Raw genomic sequence first — 18,001 nt, 5'->3', positions numbered from 1 at the left:
GATCTCCTCGGATCGCTGACGGGAGGTCAGGCGCGGGCGGTGAGGGCGAGCGCGGCGAAGGCCGCGAGGGAGGCCGAACCGGGCGCGAAGTAGCCGCTGTGGCCGTGCGAACCGGTGGACGGCAGCAGCCGGGCGCGGAAGGCGCCCGAGGTCGGGTCGGTGCCGTGGCCGAACCCCAGCAGCGAGACGTGCGGCACGTCGCCGACCCAGTCCTCGGCGTTGCGGCGCACCGCCCACACCGGCACCCGCAGCTCGTCCGCCCGTTCCAGGCCCATCCCCGGCGAGGCCACCGCCACCACCCCCGCCACCAGCGCCGGGTCCGGCGCCGAGAGCCCGCACACCACCGACCCGTACGAGTGGCAGAACAGCTCCACCGGCCCGGCCGCCGGCGCCAGCCCCGCCACCAGCCGCCCCAGCCGCTTCGCGCCCGCCCCGGCCAGCTCCTCCCGGGCGGCGTCCACCCCGAGGCCGACCGGCGTGGTGTAGCCCACCCAGGCCACCACCGCGACCCGGTCGCCGCTCGCCGCCCGCAGCGACCGGGCCATCCCGGCGAGCGTGTCGTAGCCGGCGGCGGAGGGCCGGTCGTAGTTCGACAGGTCGGTGTCCGAGCCCGGCACCAGCACGGCCGTCCGCCCGTCGTGCTCCGGGTCGCCGAACACCTCGGCGACCTGGCCGCGCCCGCGCGGGTCGAACGCCAGCAGGGCGCGGTGCGCCAACTCGCCGTAGCGGTCGGCCTTCGCGCCGGCCGCGGCGCGTTCCGCGGCCGGCAGCGCGGCGTCCCCGGCCCGTTCCCGCTGGCGGGCCCGCTCCTCCTCGACGGCCAGCGCGTTGGCCCGCAGCCGCAGGGCGACCGGGACGCCGTCCAGGTTGCCGACCACCTGCGGGTGGCGCACCGCGAGGGACTCCCGCGCGGCGGGCGCCAGGCCCGCGAAGAACGCGGCGACCTCGGCGGGCGGGGCGCTCCCCGGATCGGGCAGCCGCACCCCCAGCGAGGTGTCCGCCACCCAGGCCGCCGCGCCCGGCGGCGGCCCCGTCAGCGGCGTCTGCGCGTCCGCCGACGCCCACGACCCCGTCCCCAGCACCGCGACCAGCACCAACCCGGCCACGGCCGTACCCCGACGCAGACGCGACAGCATCCGGCCCTCCTCCGCTCGTTCGGCAACGGGGAGGAAGCTAGGGAGGGGGCGGCGGCGGGGGCGTCACACCGGGGAGCCAACCCGGGCGTCATACCGGAGGGGCAGGGGCGCGCCTGCGGGGCCGTCCTACTGCGCGCCGGGCTGGACCAGGCCGCTCTCGTAGGCGAGGACGACGGCCTGGGCGCGGTCGCGGAGGTCGAGCTTGGCGAGGATGCGGCCGATGTGGGTCTTGACGGTCTGCTCGGCGAGGACGAGGCGGGCGGCGATCTCCTGGTTGGACAGGCCGCGGGCGATCAGTTCGAGGACCTCGGTCTCGCGCGGGGTGAGGCCGTTGAGGCGCAGCCGCGGGTCGCGGCGCGGCGCGGGGCGGTTGCGGGCGAAGTCGGCGATCAGGCGGCGGGTGACGGAGGGCGCGAGCAGCGCGTCGCCGGCGGCGACGACCCGGACGGCGGAGATCAGGTCGGCCGGCGGGGCGTCCTTGAGCAGGAAGCCGCTGGCGCCGGCCCGCAGCGCCTCGTACACGTAGTCGTCGACGTCGAAGGTGGTGAGCATCAGGACACGCGGCCGGTGGACCACGCCGGGCGGGGGGTCGAGCAGGCGGCGGGCGGCCTCCAGGCCGTCCATCTCGGGCATCCGGACGTCCATCAGGACCACGTCGGGGTGGGTGCGGCCGCTGACCTCCAGGGCCTGCCGGCCGTCGGCCGCGTCGCCGACCACGTCGATGTCGCTCTGGGCGCTGAGCAGGGCGGCGAACCCGGCGCGGACCATCGCCTGGTCGTCGGCGATCAGGACGCGGATGGTCATGCGGTGCCCTCCCCCGGGACGGTGCCGTCCAGCGGCAGGACGGCGGTCACCCGGTAGCCTCCGTCGGCGGTCGGGCCGGTGTCCAGCGTGCCGGACAGCAGGCGGACGCGCTCGCGCATTCCGACCAGCCCCTGCCCGGTGCCGCCGGAGGTCTCGACGGCACGGGCCCGGCCGGGCGGCGGGTCGTTGCGGACGGTCAGGGCCAGCGTGCCGTCCGCGGTGGAGAGCCGCACCTCGGCGGCGGCTCCGGGGGCGTGCCGGACGACGTTGGCCAGCGCCTCCTGGACGATCCGGTACGCGGACAGGCCGACCGCCTCGGGCACCGGGCCGAGCTCGGACACCCCGTCCCCGAGGGCGAGTTCGGCCCGCACCCCGGCCTGGCCGACGGTGGCGAGCAGCTTCGGCAGGTCGGCCAGGCCGGGCTGCGGCGCCTTGTCGGGGGCGCTCCCGGCGGCCCGCAGCACCCCCAGCAGGCGGCGCATCTCGGCGAGCGAGCCGCGCGCGGCGGCGGCGATCTGCCCGAACTCCTCGACGGCGGCCGGGGGCAGGCCCTCGATCCGGTACGGGGCGCTGTCGGCCTGGACGGTGATCACCGACATGTGGTGGGCGACCACGTCGTGCAACTCGCGGGCGATCCGGGCGCGTTCCTCCAGCAGGGTGCGCCGGGCCCGTTCGGTCCCGGAGATCTGCTCCTGCTCGGCCAGCAGCCGCTTGGCCTCGCCGCGTCCGCGCAGGCTCCAGCCGAGCAGCAGGACCACCCCGGACAGCGCGGTGACGACCACCGAGGTGCCGTCGAAGTGCTCGTTGAAGACCGTCCAGCTCAGGCTGCCGCCGAGGAAGGTGACGACCCAGACGGCGAGCAGGGTCCGGCCGCGCTCGCGGACCGCCAGCAGCACCATCAGGAACAGGTACGCCAGCAGCGTGGGGGCCGGCCACGGCCAGGGCTGGTCCGCGGCGGCGCCGTGCGTGGCGACCGCGCCGACCAGCACCGACGGCGCGACCAGCTGCCAGGCGAGCAGCGGCCGGGTCAGCGCCAGGGCCAGCGTTCCGGACTGCACCACGGCGAGCGCGGTGGCCAGCGAGGGGTCCACCCCGTAGGACCGGGTGAGTGTCACGATGCCGGTGGGCAGCAGGGAGCCGATCGCGGCCAGCACCAGCGCGTACGGGAGCACCCGGACCCATCTCCGGCGGGCCGTCGCCAGCGGCGGGCGGTGGTCGTCGAGGGGCTCGGTGAGGGCGCGGAGGAACTCTTTCCAGGGGGTCACCGGGCCGAGGGTAGGACGGGGACGGGCCGGTGTCCTCATACCCGGGTAGCCCGTCCGGGTCCCTCCCCGGTAGGGGGTCAGCGCCAGGAGCCGGCCAGGGCCGGGCCCAACTGGTCGAAGTGGCGCTCTATCAGGGCCAGCATGCCGTCCATGGAGTGGCTGTCGGTGGCCGGGGCGGCGGCGTAGGAGAGGTGCGAGATCCGCACCACGGTGCCGAACACGGCGGCCAGCAGGCGGGGGCGCAGGTCGACGGCCGGGTCGAGGCCCTCGCGCTCGGCGAGGATCCGGGCGACCTCGACCTCCTGCTGGATGGTGTGCCGCAGGTGGGCGGCGAGCAGCGTCGGGGTGGACTCGATCAGTTCGAACAGCTCCAGCGCGGCCGGGCCGGTGCCCTCCCCGCGGTCGACGCTCTGCCAGACCTCGCGGACCGCGCCGCGCATCGCCTCCAGCGGGTTCTCCCCGGCGGGGCGGGCGCGCAGGCACTCCAGGAACGCCTCCTCGGCCCCGGCCAGCACGGCGAGGGCGACCTCCTCCTTGTTGGCGAAGTACCGGAAGAAGGTGCGCTGGGAGACCTCCACCTCGGACGCGATCTCGTCGACCGTGGTGCGTCCGTAGCCGTGGCAGAGGAACAGCCGGTGGGCGGCGTCGACCAGGGCGTCCCGGGTGCGCCGCTTCTTGCGTTCGCGCAGGCCGAGGGGCTGCGGGTCGGCGGCGGTGGTGGGGGTGGCCATGGGGCCAACGATAGCGCCGGGATCGCGAACTGGCATCAGGTGACAGGAGTCACCGTTTGTCGAATGTCAGTAGCTGACATAATGTTCCGCGGGAGCGGTGCCCGTCCGCCTTGGAGCTCGTGGGGACGGGCGGGGGCCGGACGCCGCCGTTTTCGTTCCCAGCGGTTCCAGCGACACCACACGAACGGGGAAGTCCCGAGACATGAGCCAGTCCGTAGTACTCGACAAGGAAGCGGCTCCGTCCGCCGGCGGCCGGCTGCGGGGGCACCCCTGGCTGACGCTGCTCACCGTCGCCGTGGGCGTCATGATGGTCGCCCTCGACGGCACCGTCGTCGCCATCGCCAACCCGGCCATCGCCAAGGACCTGGACGCGACCCCCTCCGACATCCAGTGGGTTACCTCCGGCTACCTGCTGGCCCTCGCGGTCTTCCTGATCACGGCCGGCAAGATCGGCGACCGGTTCGGCCACAAGACCACCTTCCTGGTCGGCGCGGTCGGCTTCGCCGCCACCTCCGCCGCGATCGGCTTCGCCGGCTCGATCCAGCAGGTGATCCTCTTCCGGGTGCTGCAGGGCCTGTTCGGCGCGCTGCTCCAGCCCGCCGCGCTCGGCCTGCTGCGCGGGGCGTTCCCCGCCGAGAAGCTCAACATGGCGATCGGCATCTGGGGCGGTGTCATCGGCGCCTCCACCGCGGCCGGCCCGATCGTCGGCGGCCTGCTGGTCGAGCACGTCAACTGGGAGTCGGTGTTCTACATCAACATCCCGGTCGGCGTCATCGCCCTGGTGCTGGGCCTGCTGGTGCTCAAGGACGTCCGCGCCGAGAACGCCGCCAAGTCCTTCGACATCCCCGGCATCGTGCTGCTCTCCGGCGCGATGTTCATGCTGGTCTGGGGCATCATCAAGGCCCCGACCTGGGGCTGGGCCGACCCCGCCACCCTGCTGTTCCTCGGCGGCGCGCTGCTCGCCCTGGTGTTCTTCGCGGTCTGGCAGAAGTACGCCAAGGAGCCGCTGATCCCGCTCTCGCTGTTCCGCTCGGTGCCGCTCTCGGCCGGCACCCTGCTGATGGTGCTGATGGCCTTCGCCTTCTTCGGCGGCATCTTCTTCGTCACCTTCTACCTGCAGAACGTGCACGGGATGGCGCCGGTCGACGCGGGCGTCCACCTGCTCCCGATGACCGGCATGATGATCGTCGGCGCGCCGGTGGCCGGCTTCCTGATCGGCAAGGTCGGGCCGCGCATCCCGATCGTCGGCGGCATGGTGCTCACCACCGCCGCGATGCTCGGCATGTCCACCCTGGACACCGGCTCCGGCACCGGCGTGATGTCGCTCTGGTTCCTGCTGATGGGCCTGGGCCTCAGCCCGGTCATGGTCGGCGCCACCGACGTCATCGTCGGCAACGCCCCGATGGAGCTGTCCGGCGTGGCCGGCGGCCTGCAGCAGGCCGCCATGCAGGTCGGCGGCAGCCTCGGCACCGCCGTCCTCGGCGCGGTGATGGCCTCCAAGGTCACCGGCGCGCTGCCCGGCAAGTGGGAGACCGCGACCGGCGGGCCGCTGCCCGGCGGCCCACAGGGCGAACTGCTCAAGCAGGGCGCGCAGCTCGGCATCGCCCCGAAGGCGGCCGACCTCGGGCCGGGCACCCCGGACACCGTCGTGCGGGGCATCGCCGACGCCGTCCACTCCTCGTTCGTCAGCGGCATGAGCGTGGCCTTCGTGGTCGCCGCGGTCGTCGCCCTGGCGGCGGCGGGCCTGGGCCTGCTCACCCGCCGCGGCGTGAACGAGACGGGCCCCTCGGTCCACATCTGAGCCCGCCGCACCGGGGACCCGCCCGGGGAGGGGACGCCCCCTCCCCGGGCGGGTCCTGCTCTCCGCGCGTGGCCGTTCGCCCGGTTCCGCGCCCCTGGCGGGCGCGGGGAACTGCGCGGACGACCACGCACGAACGAAAATCCGCCCGGGGAGAGAACTCCCTCCTCGGGCGGACCTTCGCGCTAGGCGGTGCTTACGCGTCGCCGCCCGCGGCGCCCGGGTCGGCCGCCGCCACGTCGAGCAGCTGGTAGCGGTCGATCGCGTCCTTCAGCGCCGAGCGGTCGATCTTGCCCTGCTTGGCCAGCTCGGTGAGCGTGCCCAGGACGATCGACTGGGCGTCGATGTGGAAGAAGCGACGGGCCGCGCCGCGGGTGTCGGCGAAGCCGAAGCCGTCGGCGCCCAGGGACTGGTACTGGCCGGGGACCCAGCGGGCGATCTGGTCCGGGACGGCGCGCATCCAGTCGGAGACGGCCACGAACGGACCCTCGGCCCCGGAGAGCTTGGTGGTCACGTACGGGACGCGCTGCGGCTCCTCGGGGTGCAGCAGGTTGAACTCCTCCGCCTCGACGGCGTCGCGGCGCAGCTCGTTCCAGGAGGTCGCCGACCAGACGTCCGCCTTGACGTTCCACTCCTCGGCGAGGATGCGCTGGGCCTCCAGGGCCCACGGCACCGCCACGCCGGAGGCGAGGACCTGCGCCGGGATCTGGCCGCCCTCGCCCTCCTTGAGCCGGTAGAGGCCCTTGAGGATGCCGTCGACGTCCACGCCCTCCGGCTCGGCCGGCATCTTGATCGGCTCGTTGTAGACCGTCATGTAGTAGAAGACGTCCTCGCCGTGCGGGTGCTCGGCGGAGGAGCCGTACATGCGGCGCAGGCCGTCCTGGACGATGTGCGCGATCTCGTACCCGTAGGCCGGGTCGTAGGCGACCACGCCGGGGTTGGTGGAGGCCAGCAGGTGCGAGTGGCCGTCGGCGTGCTGCAGGCCCTCACCGGTCAGGGTGGTGCGGCCGGCGGTGGCGCCGATCACGAAGCCGCGGGCCAGCTGGTCGGCCATCTGCCAGAACTGGTCGCCGGTGCGCTGGAACCCGAACATCGAGTAGAAGACGTACACCGGGATCAGCGGCTCGCCGTGCGTGGCGTACGAGGAGCCGGCCGCGATCAGCGAGGCGGTGCAGCCGGCCTCGGAGATGCCGTCGTGCAGCATCTGGCCGGACGGGGACTCCTTGTACGCCAGCAGCAGCTCGCGGTCGACCGACTCGTAGGTCTGGCCGAGCGGGTTGTAGATCTTGGCGGACGGGAACAGCGAGTCCATGCCGAAGGTGCGGTACTCGTCGGGCGCGATCGGCACGAAGCGGTTGCCGATGCCCTTGTCGCGCATCAGGTCCTTGAGCACCCGGACGAACGCCATGGTGGTGGCGATGGTCTGGTTGCCGGAGCCCTTCTTGACCGCCTTGTACGCGTCGTCGCCCGGCAGTTCGAGCTTGCGCGGGCGCACCTTGCGGGTGGGCACGTAGCCGCCGAGCTCCTGCCGGCGGTCGTGCATGTACTGGATCTCCTCCGAGTTGCGGCCCGGGTGGTAGTAGGGCGGGTAGCCCTCGTCCAGCTGCTTGTCGGTGATCGGCAGGTGCAGCCGGTCGCGGAAGCGCTTGAGGTCCTCGACCGTCAGCTTCTTCATCTGGTGGGTGGCGTTGCGGCCCTCGAAGTTGGGGCCCAGCGTCCAGCCCTTGACGGTCTGCGCCAGGATGACGGTCGGCTGGCCCTTGTGCTCGCGGGCGGCCTTGAACGCGGCGTAGACCTTGCGGTGGTCGTGGCCGCCGCGGCCCAGGTGCTGGATCTGGTGGTCCGACATGTTCTCGACCATCGCGCGCAGGCGCAGGTCGCCGCCGAAGAAGTGCTCGCGGATGTACGCGCCGGACTCGGTGGCGTACGTCTGGAACTGGCCGTCCGGGGTGGTGTTCAGCTTGTTGACCAGGACGCCGTCGCGGTCCTGGGCCAGCAGCGGGTCCCAGGAGCGGTCCCAGATCAGCTTGATGACGTTCCAGCCGGCGCCGCGGAACTGCGACTCCAGCTCCTGGATGATCTTGCCGTTGCCGCGGACCGGGCCGTCCAGGCGCTGCAGGTTGCAGTTCACCACGAAGGTCAGGTTGTCCAGGCCCTCGCGGGCCGCCAGCGAGAGCTGGCCGAGCGACTCGGGCTCGTCCATCTCGCCGTCGCCGAGGAAGGCGTACACCTGCGAGTCGGAGGTGTCCTTGATGCCCCGGTGCTCCAGGTAGCGGTTCATCCGGGCCTGGTAGATCGCGCCGAGCGGGCCGAGGCCCATCGAGACGGTCGGGAACTCCCAGAAGTCCGGCATCAGCCGCGGGTGCGGGTAGCTGGACAGGCCGTACGGCGCCTTGGACTTCTCCTGGCGGAAGGCGTCGAGCTGCTGCTCGGTCAGCCGGTCCAGCAGGAAGGCGCGGGCGTAGATGCCCGGCGAGGCGTGGCCCTGGAAGAAGACCTGGTCGCCGGACTCGCCGTCGGCGTCCTTGCCGCGGAAGAAGTAGTTGAAGCCCACGTCGTACAGGGACGCGGAGGAGGCGAAGGTGGCGATGTGGCCGCCGACGCCGATGCCGGGACGCTGGGCGCGGGAGACCATGACGGCCGCGTTCCAGCGCGTCGCGTTCAGGATCTTGCGCTCGATCTCCTCGTTGCCGGGGAAGAACGGCTCGTCCTTGGTCGCGATGGTGTTGACGTAGTCCGTGCTGCGCATCTCGGGCACGGCGACACGCTTTTCACGGGCGCGCTCGATCAGCCGCAGCATCAGGTAGCGGGCGCGCTCGCGCCCGCGCTCGTCGATGGCAGCGTCAAGCGACTCCAGCCACTCCGCGGTCTCCTCGGGATCGAAGTCCGGGACCTGGCTCGGGAGGCCGCCAATGATGATCGGGTTGCGATCGGATCCGGAAGCCACGCTGTTCCTTCACTGTCGGTCGAAACTGAGTTGTCGCGCCGCCTCCATCGTGCTACCGCGTTCGGAGATCCGTCATCTCTACCGATCGGTAACCGTTCCGCCTGGTGGACGGTACGGTCAGGAGGTGGTCCGACCTGGGACCCCGGGCGGACGATGTCGGCCGACCGGGATGAGGGCCAACAGGAGACTTTACGCCCGCACCCAGCCCTGACCCGAATGCCGTTCGCATCTCGGGCAGGCGTACGGCGGGTGAACCGGCCGCGGGCGGGTACGAGACGAAGCATCCTTGTCGGTACGGACAGGGACATATGGGTGTGTTCACTGCCACAGTGGGCGGCGTGTCGCCCGGCGACACGTCAACCTTTGGGTGGGATCGGGGGTCGGGTACTTGCGCGAACCGCCGCTCCCGTGTGGACTACGGCCACAGCCCCGGCATGGATGCCGGGCCGAATACTGGAGGTTATTCCCGTGAGCGCGACCGCGGACCCCGCGGACAAGTCCAACCCGGCGCTTCGTCTCGGCTTCGAAGAGGGCCAGATCATTCAGGAGCTCGGGTACGACGAAGACAGTGACCAGGCGCTCCGCGAGGGCATCGAGGACATCACTGGCACCGAACTCGTCGACGAGGACTACGACGACGTCGCCGACGGCGTCCTGCTGTGGCACCGCGACGAGGACGGGGATCTCACCGACGCCCTGGTCGACGCCCTGGAGTACCTGGCGAGGGTGAACAGGCCGGAACGGCGGGGGGGGCGCCCCCCCGCCCGGCCCGCGGGGGGCGGCCCCCGGCCGGGGGTGGGGGGGGGAGCCGCCGGGGCCCCCCCCCCCGCCGTTCCGGCCTGTTCACCCTGGGCGAACGGACCGCCCGGACGGCCCGCCGGGCTCACCCGGACGGCCGAACGGGGGCGGGCGAGTGGGAGGATCTTCCCGACCGCACCACCGCCCAGGCAGGAAGGCCCCCTCATGACCGTCGAGATCGGCACCCAGGCCCCGGACTTCGAGCTGAAGGACCAGCACGGCGCGCCGGTGAAGCTCTCCGACTTCCGCGGCGAGAAGAACGTCGTCCTGGTCTTCTACCCGTTCGCCTTCACCGGCGTCTGCACCGGCGAGGTCTGCGAGATCCAGAAGGAGCTGCCGCGCCTGCAGAACGACGAGGTGCAGGTGCTCGCGGTCTCCAACGACTCGCCGTTCTCGCTGCGGGTCTTCGGCGACCAGCAGGGCCTGGAGTACCCGCTGCTGTCGGACTTCTGGCCGCACGGCGAGGTCTCCCGCGCGTACGGCGTCTTCAACGAGGAGAAGGGCTGCGCGGTGCGCGGCACCTTCGTCATCGACAAGGAGGGCACCGTCCGCTGGAGCGTCGTCAACGGCCTGCCGGACGCCCGCGACACCCGGGAGTACCTGGCCGCCCTCGGCGCGCTCTGACGCTCCCGCGAGCGGCCCGCGCGCGCCGCTCGGCCCGGTGCGGCGCGACTTTCCACCGGGTGCCGGGCCGAGTCGCCGCGGCGGGCCGGGAACCCGGCACTACGATCGGGCCGTTGACGGATCGGGAACCCGACTTCTTGGAGGACCACGTGGGTGTCAGCCTGAGCAAGGGCGGCAATGTCTCGCTCACCAAGGAGGCGCCCGGCCTGACCGCCGTGGTCGTCGGCCTCGGGTGGGACGTGCGCACCACCACCGGCACGGACTTCGACCTGGACGCCAGCGCGCTGCTCTGCACCGACCAGGGCCGGGTCCGTTCCGACGCCGACTTCATCTTCTTCAACAACCTCAAGAGCGCCGACGGCTCGGTCGAGCACACCGGCGACAACCTCACCGGCGAGGGCGAGGGCGACGACGAGCAGATCAAGGTCGACCTGGCCAACGTCCCGGCCGACGTCGCCAAGATCGTCTTCCCGGTGTCGATCTACGACGCCGAGAACCGGCAGCAGAGCTTCGGCCAGGTCCGCAACGCGTTCATCCGGGTGCTGAACCAGGCCGGCGGCGCCGAGATCGCCCGCTACGACCTCTCCGAGGACGCCTCGACCGAGACCGCGATGGTCTTCGGCGAGCTGTACCGCAACGGCGCCGAGTGGAAGTTCCGCGCCATCGGCCAGGGCTACGCCTCCGGCCTGCGCGGCATCGCGCAGGACTTCGGCGTCAACGTCTGACCGCGCGTCGCGTCCGGTGCGGGCCGGGGCCGTTCGCGGCCCCGGCCCGTCGCGTTCCTACTCGGGCGGCAGCGCCATCACCCGGTTGCCCTGGACGGCGATCAGCAGGTCCCCGTTCCCGGCCAGGTGCCAGGGGAGTTCGGCGCCGGCGTTGGTCTGGAACACCCAGCGGACCTTGTGGGCCACCACGTCGACGGCGTAGACGCCGTGGTCGGCGGTGGGCACGAACAGGGTGTCCCCGACCAGCACCGGGTTGGTGTCCATCGACACCTCGGTGGGCAGCTCCAGGTGCCACAGCTCGGTGCCGTCGGCGGCGTTGAAGGCCACCACCCGGGTCGGGGCGGTCGGGGTGTAGGTGGTGCCCTGGTAGGTGAGCGTCATGCCGCCGAGGACCGAGTACACGACGTGCTTGCCGGCCGCGGGCGCCGAGTACCACATCCGGGTCGAGCGGTCCGAGGTCTTCGCCCAGACCTGCTCGCCGTCGGAGACCCGCACGCCCTGGATGCCGTTCGGGTCGACCGAGCAGAACACCAGGCCGTCCTGCAGCACCGGCTGGTACGCCGAGCGGGAGTCGGTGGTGGCGAACCAGGTCTGGGTGCCGTCGGCCAGCGAGCGGGCGACCAGGTTCTCCTTGCTGTCGGTGTAGAGCAGGGTGTCGGAGGTCAGGTCGGAGCTGACGGTGTAGTCGGCGGTCTGCCGGCGGTGCTGGTTCCACAGCACCGAGCCGTCCTTGCGGGACAGCGCCATGATGCCCTTGCCGGTCCTGGCGCCCATGTCGGCGACGCCCTTGTCGTCCAGCGACAGGTACGAGCACATCGCGTACACGGCGCGGTCGTCGGCGTTCAGCACCGTGTCCGAGGCGATCTGGATGCCGTTCGGCTTCCCGGGCTCGGCCCGGTACTTCCACAGCACGGTGCCGGTGGCGGCGTCCACCGTGATCAGGTCGGAGACGGTGCCGTAGCTGACCGTCCCGCCCGCGCAGGCCAGGTTGTAGGCCATCGCGTCCTTGGTGATCCACTTCTCCTTGCCGTCGGCCAGGTCCACCGCGATCAGGTCGGCGTTGCCCAGGTGCAGCAGGCCGGGGGAGAAGGCCATGCCGAGGCTGCCGGCGTTGCTCGCCTCCGTCCGGTACGTCCACAGCGGGGCCGGGGGCATGCCGGGGGCGCGGGACGGGGCGGCGCTCGACGCGGCGGCCGGGGAAGGGCTGCCGGTCGGCGGGGCCGGGGCCGGGGCCTTCTCCGAACCGCCGCCCAGCGCCCGGGCGGTCAGGCCGCCCGCGCCGGCCAGTACCGCCGCGCCGCCGCCCAGCAGCAGCGCCCGGCGGGACGGGCGGGGGCTCCCGGTGGCCGGGGCGGAGCCGACCGGCGCGGTGGGGTGCCCGGCCGGCGCGGCGGCCCCGGCCGCCGGGTGGGCGGACGCCGGGGCGGACGGGGCGTCGGCGGCCCGCAGCCGGACGGTGCCGGGGTCGGCGGCCGTGACCTCGGTCGGGGTGGGGTCGGCGGCCGTGACCTCGGTCGGGGTGGGGACGGCGGGCGCGGCGGCGGCCGGCCGCGGGTCGACCGGGCGGACCGGGGCCTCCAGGTCCATCACCTCGGCGGCGCGGGTGGCGATGTCCGAGGCCAGCGCGGCGGGCAGCCAGCCGGAGCGGGCCGGGGCGACCGGCTCGCCCAGCAGCGCGCCGAGCGCGGCGGGCTCCGGCCGGTCGGCCGGGTCCTTGGCCAGGCAGGCGGCGACCGCGGACCGCAACCGCTCGGGCAGCCCGGACAGGTCGGGCTCGTCGTGCACCACCCGGTACAGCAGCGAGGCCGCGGACGGGGCCCCGCCGTCCTCGGAGCGGTCGAACGGGCCGTGGCCGGTGGCGGCGAACACCAGCACCGAGCCGAGCGAGAACACGTCCCCGGCCGGGCCGAGGCGGCGCCCGGCGGCCTGCTCGGGGCTCATGAAGCCGGGCGAGCCGACCACCACGCCGGTGGAGGTCATCCGGTCGCCGTCCAGCGCCCGGGCGATGCCGAAGTCGATCACCCGCGGCCCGTCGGCGGCCAGCAGCACGTTGGACGGCTTGAGGTCGCGGTGCACCAGGCCCGCCGCGTGGATCGCGGACAGCGCCTGGGCCAGGCCCGCGCCGAGGGCGCGCACCGTCCCCACCGGCAGCGGCCCGTGGGTGCGCACCGCGTCGTCCAGCGCCGGGCCGAGCACGTACGCGGTGGCCAGCCAGGGCGACTCGCCGTCCCGGTCGGCGTCCACCACCGGGGCGGTGAAGGTGCCGCCGACGGACCGCGCGGCGGACACCTCGCGGCGGAACCGCTCGCGGAAGTCGGCGTCCCCGGCGAGGTCCGCGCGGACGACCTTGACCGCGACCGTCCGGCCGCCGGCGGAGCGGGCCAGGTACACCCGGCCCATGCCGCCGACACCGAGTCTGGCCAGCAGGCGGTAGGGGCCGACCGACTCGGGGTCGGCGCGGTCGAGCGGTTCGAACGGCATCGCTACCGTGCTCCCTCTGTTCGTCCGTGTGCGTGCTGCCGCGCGATGGTTCGTCCGGCGGTTCCGGCAGCGTACCCGCCGGGTTCCGACCGGGGGCCGGGCGGTCCGCGGCGGCCCGCGGGGCGGGGCGCGCTTGATAGATTCGGCCACGATCCGCACACCGGCCGGGGTGCGTGCGCGGGGCGGTCCGAAGCCGCCGGGCGGGGTGACCGGGCCGGGTCCGCGCGGAGTTCAGGAAGTTCAGTCGGGTGTGCAGCACTGCACGGCCGCTCGGGGGCGTAGATCTCTTGGGGTGCGTCCGCCGGGCGCGCCCCGCCGGCCCTCCCGGGTGGCCGGCGGCAGTCGACCGATGCGCACCCCGGGAGCCCCGGAGACGGGAGCTGGGAGGAAGCCGATGTCCGTCACCCTCGCCAAGGGCGGGAACGTCTCGCTGACCAAGGCCGCACCGAACCTGACGCAGGTTCAGATCGGCCTCGGCTGGGACGCCCGCTCGACCACCGGCGCGCCCTTCGACCTGGACGCCAGTGCGCTGCTGTGCTCCGGCGGCCGGGTCATCGGCGACGAGTACTTCGTGTTCTACAACAACCTGCGCAGCCCCGAGGGCTCGGTCGAGCACCAGGGCGACAACCTCACCGGCGACGGCGACGGCGACGACGAGGTGGTGCAGGTGCACCTCGACCTGGTGCCGGTGCAGATCGACAAGGTCGTGTTCGCCGTCTCCATCTACGACGCCGACGCCCGGCTGCAGAGCTTCGGCCAGGTCTCCAACGCCTACATCCGGGTGGTCAACCTGGCCGACGGCAGCGAGATCGCCCGCTACGACCTCTCCGAGGACGCCTCCAGCGAGACCGCCATGATCTTCGGCGAGCTCTACCGCTACCAGGGCGAGTGGAAGTTCCGCGCCGTCGGCCAGGGCTACGCCTCCGGCCTGCGCGGCATCGCGCTCGACTTCGGCGTCAACGTCCAGTAACCGAGCCACAGTCAAGTCCGGAACGGGTCGATTCCGGCAGCCAGAAAGGTAACTGACCCCGTGTTCCTCCGTACGTTCGGATGGTCCTTCGCCATCACGATCGCCGGCCTGATCGCAGCCGGCCTGATCTGGGGGGCCGAAGGATTCGGCGTCGTCCTGATCCTCTCGATCCTCGAGATCTCCCTCTCCTTCGACAACGCCGTCGTCAACGCCACCGTCCTCAAGCGGATGAACGCCTTCTGGCAGAAGCTGTTCCTCACGGTCGGCGTGCTCATCGCGGTCTTCGGCATGCGGCTGGTCTTCCCGCTGCTGGTCGTCGGCCTCACCGCGCACCTCAGCCCCGGCACCGTCATCTCGCTGGCGCTCGACTCCAGCAAGACCCACGACGGCCACACCTACGCCGAGTACCTCGACATGGCCAACCCGGCCATCGCGGCGTTCGGCGGCATCTTCCTGCTGATGATCTTCCTCGACTTCATCTTCGAGGAGAAGGACTTCAACTGGCTGCGCTGGCTGGAGAAGCCGCTGGAGAAGATCGGCAGGCTGGACGCGCTCTCCTCGGTCATCGCCCTGGTGGTGCTCGCCCTGTCCTCCCGCTTCTTCGCCGGTGACCGCGCCGAGACGGTGCTGCTGGCCGGCATCTGCGGCCTCGCCACCTACCTCGCCGTCAACGGCCTCTCCGAGGTCTTCGAATCCGGCCTGGAGGAGCAGCACGAGGCCGAGGAGGAGGCCGAGCGCAGCGGCAAGTCGATCGTCCAGGTCGGCGGCAAGGCCGCGTTCTTCCTCTTCATCTACCTGGAGGTCCTGGACGCCTCGTTCTCCTTCGACGGCGTGGTCGGCGCGTTCGCGATCTCCCAGGACATCTTCCAGATCACCCTGGGCCTGGGCATCGGCGCCATGTACATCCGCTCGCTGACCGTCTACCTGGTCCGCAAGGGCACCCTGGACGACTACGTGTACCTGGAGCACGGCGCGCACTACGCGATCGGCGCGCTGGCGCTGATCCTGCTCGTCTCGATCAAGCACCACATCCCGGAGATCGTCACCGGCCTGATCGGCGTCGCCTTCATCGGCGCGGCACTGGCCTCCTCGATGGTCCGCAACAAGCGCCAGCAGGCGCTGGAGGGCGCGGGCTCGGAGGGCTAGCGCACCGGGGCCGCACCGCGAAGAGCCGCGCCCGCCGGGGGAGTTCCCCCGGCGGGCGCGGCTCTTGTCGTGCGGGGCGCGGCTCAGCCGAGCTGCTGCTCGATCGCCCGGAGCTTGCGCTCCAGCGAGTCCAGCTTCGGCATCGACAGGGTGTCCTCGTCCATCGTCAGGTCGACGCTGGACGAGTACGGGGAGCCGGAGGAGAACGAGGAACCGCTGCTCGACGAGTAGGAGGACGACGAGGAGGAGCTGCTGCCGGTCGATTCGACGGCGGCGCGGGGGCGGCGGCCGGCGTTCAGGGCGGCGGGCTCCAGGGCCGAGGCGCTGACCCGGTCGAGGGTGGTCTCCTCGGCGGCTAGGGCAGGCTCCGTTGCGGAGGGGGCGTCGTTGCCGGCCGCGGCCAGCGCGGGCACGTGGCGGGCGTGCCGGGCGCGGGCCAGCACGCCGCCCTGGCGGGCGATGGCCTTCAGCTCGGCCCGCTCGCGGCGGTCGGCGCTGCGGGCGCGCAGCTTGGCGTCCATCTTGGCCTGCCGCTCCTCGCGCACCTCCTCGACCGCCTCGTCCAGGCTGCGGACGTTCTCCAGCAGCATCAGCGACCAGGCCGCGTAGGTCTCGCGCGGGGCGCGCAGCCAGCGGACCACCCGGATCTGCGGCAGCGGACGGGGCACCAGGCCCTGCTCGCGCAGCGCTGCCCGGCGGGTCTGCTTCAGCGCCCGGTCGAACAGCACGGCCGCCGAGATCGACATGCCGGCGAAGAACTGCGGGGCGCCGTCGTGCGCGCCGCCGCGCGGCGCGTGCACCCAGTTGAACCAGGCCGAGGCGACCGCGAACAGCCACACCAGCATGCGCGAACCGAGCGCGGCGTCGCCGTGGCTGGCCTCGCGGACGGCGAGCACCGAGCAGAACATGGCCGCGCCGTCCAGGCCGAACGGCACCAGGTACTCCCAGCCGCCGGACAGGTTCAGGTTCTGCTGGCCGAAACCGACCAGGCCGTGGAACGACAGCGCGGCGGCCACGCCGGCGCAGCAGAACAGCAGCACGTAGGAGGCGCCGCCGTAGATGGCCTCCTTGCGGCGGCGGCGCTCCTCGCTGCGCTCCCACGAGTCGCCGGAGACCGAATCGGTCGGCTTGTTGTTCTTGAAGCGCAGGAAGGCCACCAGGATGGCGGTGAACAGCAGGGCTGCACCGCCTACCACGGCCCAGACCAGCTGTATGGAGGAGAGGTTCATCGCGGGGAGGGCCTCGGCTTTCCGCAGGGCAGGGGGAAGAGAGGTGACGCACGGTACACCTGTGCGGAGAGACGATATCGCGTCCGGGGAGCGGGCATCGTACGGGAGTGACGAACCCTCTGCCAGCGCGGAGCACCGGAGGGTTGACGTTGACTCAGGGCCCTCCGGGTGGGTATTGGAGAGGCGAGGACGGTAGTCGGTGCTGGGGGAGGACGCGATGGTCTCGGTGTGGGAGTTCCTGAAGGGGGACCGGAGCGACAGCTTCGACACCGCCGGGCAGTTCAAGGTCACGTTGACCAAGTCCCGGCCGCAGCACGCCATCACCGGCTCCGCGGCCACCACCGGTTACCTGTACATCAACCTGCACTGGTCGACCCGCACCGCCGAGCACCCCGGCGCGGCCGGCGCGCTGCGCCGCTTCTTCGACCCGCGGATCCTGCGTCCGCTGGAGCCGGTCAACGCCGAGTCCGCGCCGGTGGGCGTCGACCTCGACCTGGCCTGCATGTACGAACTCGCCGACGGCACCCGGGGCGTGGTGCAGCCGCTCGGCCGGCTCTTCGGCGACCTGAACAAGCCGCCCTACATCAAGCTCTCCGGCGACGACGTGTCGGGCGCGCCCTCCGGCGAGACCATGCACGTCAACCTGGAGAAGAAGGACCAGTTCAAGCGGCTGCTGATCTTCGTCTACATCTACGACGACACCCCGGCCTTCGACCGCACCCACGCGGTGGTCACCATCGTCCCGCAGAGCGGCCCGCGGATCGAGATCAAGCTCGACGAGCGCGCCCCGGCGGCCCGTTCGTGCGCGGTGGTGCTGATCGAGAACGACGGGGAGGGCAAGCTGACGATCCGCCGCGAGGTGCGGTACGTGCACGGCTTCCAGTCCGACCTGGACCGGCTGTACGGCTTCGGCATGCAGTGGGAGCGCGGGTACAAGACCCCCGCCGAGTCCGGGAGCTGAGCGCTCCGGGCGGCGGCGGGGGCGGGGCCCGGCGGGCGGGGCGCGGCTAGCGGGGCTGGAACTGCGGCCCCTGCGGCGGCAGCGCGAACGGCGGGCCGGACTGCTGCTGCGGGGGCTGCGGGGCCGGTTGCCGCACGGGCTGCGGGGCCGGCTGCTGCGGGTAGCCGTAGCCCTGCTGCGGGGGCTGGGGCTGGACCGGGGGGTAGCCGTACCCCGGGGCGGCGGCGGGCTGCGGGTAGCCGTAACCGCCCGGCGGGGGCTGCTGCGGGGGCTGGGCCGGCGGGTAGCCGTAGCCCGGCTGCTGCTGCGGGTAGCCGTAGCCGCCGGGCTGCTGGGCCTGGTGGACGGTCGGCGGCAGCGCGGGCGGGGGCGGCGGGGGAGTGGCC

Annotated in this window: 12 protein-coding genes and 3 pseudogenes; 7 read left to right on the top strand and 8 right to left on the bottom strand. The window is 72.8% G+C overall.

The genetic code is table 11. From position 1 onward, the window contains the following. Positions 1 to 26: 26 nt before the first annotated feature. The 4 genes from OO48_RS30955 to OO48_RS30940 form a co-directional block, all read right to left on the bottom strand. Complete coding sequence (locus OO48_RS30955) at positions 27 to 1,136, bottom strand: alpha/beta hydrolase (RefSeq protein WP_081952514.1); 1,110 nt, start codon at positions 1,134 to 1,136, stop codon at positions 27 to 29. 126 nt (positions 1,137 to 1,262) lie between these two features. Further along, entirely contained in the window at positions 1,263 to 1,940 is a 678-nt protein-coding gene (locus OO48_RS30950) for a response regulator (protein ID WP_033222324.1), read from the bottom strand. Next, positions 1,937 to 3,205, bottom strand: coding sequence for a sensor histidine kinase (locus OO48_RS30945; RefSeq protein WP_051733193.1), 1,269 nt, complete (start codon positions 3,203 to 3,205; stop codon positions 1,937 to 1,939). The genes OO48_RS30950 and OO48_RS30945 overlap by 4 nt, the downstream gene beginning before the upstream one ends. 77 nt (positions 3,206 to 3,282) lie before the next feature. After that, positions 3,283 to 3,936 (bottom strand): TetR/AcrR family transcriptional regulator, encoded by a 654-nt coding sequence (locus OO48_RS30940; RefSeq protein ID WP_033222320.1) that lies wholly within the window; start codon positions 3,934 to 3,936, stop codon positions 3,283 to 3,285. Between the two features lie 202 nt (positions 3,937 to 4,138). On the opposite strand from OO48_RS30940, the pseudogene OO48_RS30935 reads away from it, so the two are divergent. Beyond that, positions 4,139 to 5,771: pseudogene (locus OO48_RS30935) on the top strand (MFS transporter); the annotation flags it as partial. Positions 5,772 to 5,930: 159 nt separating this feature from the next. On the opposite strand, the gene aceE reads toward OO48_RS30935, so the two are convergent. Then, on the bottom strand, positions 5,931 to 8,681 hold the full coding sequence (gene aceE, locus OO48_RS30930) for a pyruvate dehydrogenase (acetyl-transferring), homodimeric type (protein WP_033222318.1): 2,751 nt from the start codon (positions 8,679 to 8,681) through the stop codon (positions 5,931 to 5,933). 468 nt (positions 8,682 to 9,149) lie between these two features. Here aceE and OO48_RS39105 point away from each other — a divergent pair. The 3 genes and pseudogenes from OO48_RS39105 to OO48_RS30920 form a co-directional block, all read left to right on the top strand. Continuing rightward, a pseudogene (locus OO48_RS39105) lies at positions 9,150 to 9,401 on the top strand (DUF3052 family protein); the annotation flags it as partial. Between the two features lie 243 nt (positions 9,402 to 9,644). Further along, positions 9,645 to 10,103, top strand: a complete 459-nt coding sequence (locus tag OO48_RS39100; protein WP_033222364.1) for a peroxiredoxin — start codon at positions 9,645 to 9,647, stop codon at positions 10,101 to 10,103. 149 nt (positions 10,104 to 10,252) lie between these two features. After that, positions 10,253 to 10,828 carry a TerD family protein gene (locus OO48_RS30920; protein WP_033222362.1) on the top strand — a complete coding sequence of 192 codons (576 nt, stop codon included), beginning with the start codon at positions 10,253 to 10,255 and terminating at the stop codon, positions 10,826 to 10,828. A 57-nt stretch (positions 10,829 to 10,885) separates the two neighbouring features. Here OO48_RS30920 and OO48_RS30915 read toward each other — a convergent pair whose 3' ends face one another. Next, positions 10,886 to 13,309 carry a protein kinase domain-containing protein gene (locus OO48_RS30915; RefSeq protein ID WP_033222317.1) on the bottom strand — a complete coding sequence of 808 codons (2,424 nt, stop codon included), beginning with the start codon at positions 13,307 to 13,309 and terminating at the stop codon, positions 10,886 to 10,888. 394 nt (positions 13,310 to 13,703) lie between these two features. On the opposite strand from OO48_RS30915, the gene OO48_RS30910 reads away from it, so the two are divergent. Further along, a complete protein-coding gene (locus tag OO48_RS30910; RefSeq protein ID WP_033222315.1) occupies positions 13,704 to 14,279 on the top strand; it encodes a TerD family protein in 576 nt (191 codons plus the stop codon). A 60-nt stretch (positions 14,280 to 14,339) separates the two neighbouring features. After that, positions 14,340 to 15,425: a DUF475 domain-containing protein gene (locus OO48_RS30905; protein WP_033222313.1), complete on the top strand. Its 1,086-nt coding sequence runs from the start codon at positions 14,340 to 14,342 to the stop codon at positions 15,423 to 15,425. An 83-nt stretch (positions 15,426 to 15,508) separates the two neighbouring features. On the opposite strand, the gene OO48_RS30900 is transcribed toward OO48_RS30905, so the two are convergent. Beyond that, positions 15,509 to 16,654 (bottom strand): DUF2637 domain-containing protein, encoded by a 1,146-nt coding sequence (locus tag OO48_RS30900; RefSeq protein ID WP_033222311.1) that lies wholly within the window; start codon positions 16,652 to 16,654, stop codon positions 15,509 to 15,511. Between the two features lie 217 nt (positions 16,655 to 16,871). Here OO48_RS30900 and OO48_RS30895 point away from each other — a divergent pair, with 217 nt between their 5' ends. Then, on the top strand, positions 16,872 to 17,615 hold the full coding sequence (locus OO48_RS30895) for a TerD family protein (protein WP_033222360.1): 744 nt from the start codon (positions 16,872 to 16,874) through the stop codon (positions 17,613 to 17,615). A gap of 46 nt (positions 17,616 to 17,661) precedes the next feature. Here OO48_RS30895 and OO48_RS30890 read toward each other — a convergent pair. After that, positions 17,662 to 18,001 (bottom strand): annotated as a pseudogene (locus tag OO48_RS30890) (TerD family protein); the annotation flags it as partial.

Origin of the sequence: Kitasatospora phosalacinea, from assembly GCF_000716545.1 — a bacterium.
GTDB lineage: Bacteria > Actinomycetota > Actinomycetes > Streptomycetales > Streptomycetaceae > Kitasatospora > Kitasatospora phosalacinea.
This window is presented reverse-complemented; position numbering and strand designations above follow the sequence as displayed.

Excerpts from the sequence above, each read along its gene's own strand:
- OO48_RS30910 (WP_033222315.1), top strand. The coding sequence starts at position 13,704 with ATGTCCGTCACCCTCGCCAAGGGCGGGAACGTCTCGCTGACCAAGGCC.
- OO48_RS30940 (WP_033222320.1), bottom strand. The coding sequence starts at position 3,936 with ATGGCCACCCCCACCACCGCCGCCGACCCGCAGCCCCTCGGCCTGCGC.
- OO48_RS30955 (WP_081952514.1), bottom strand. The coding sequence starts at position 1,136 with ATGCTGTCGCGTCTGCGTCGGGGTACGGCCGTGGCCGGGTTGGTGCTG.
- OO48_RS30900 (WP_033222311.1), bottom strand. The coding sequence starts at position 16,654 with ATGAACCTCTCCTCCATACAGCTGGTCTGGGCCGTGGTAGGCGGTGCA.
- OO48_RS30895 (WP_033222360.1), top strand. The coding sequence starts at position 16,872 with ATGGTCTCGGTGTGGGAGTTCCTGAAGGGGGACCGGAGCGACAGCTTC.
- OO48_RS30915 (WP_033222317.1), bottom strand. The coding sequence starts at position 13,309 with ATGCCGTTCGAACCGCTCGACCGCGCCGACCCCGAGTCGGTCGGCCCC.
- OO48_RS39100 (WP_033222364.1), top strand. The coding sequence starts at position 9,645 with ATGACCGTCGAGATCGGCACCCAGGCCCCGGACTTCGAGCTGAAGGAC.
- OO48_RS30950 (WP_033222324.1), bottom strand. The coding sequence starts at position 1,940 with ATGACCATCCGCGTCCTGATCGCCGACGACCAGGCGATGGTCCGCGCC.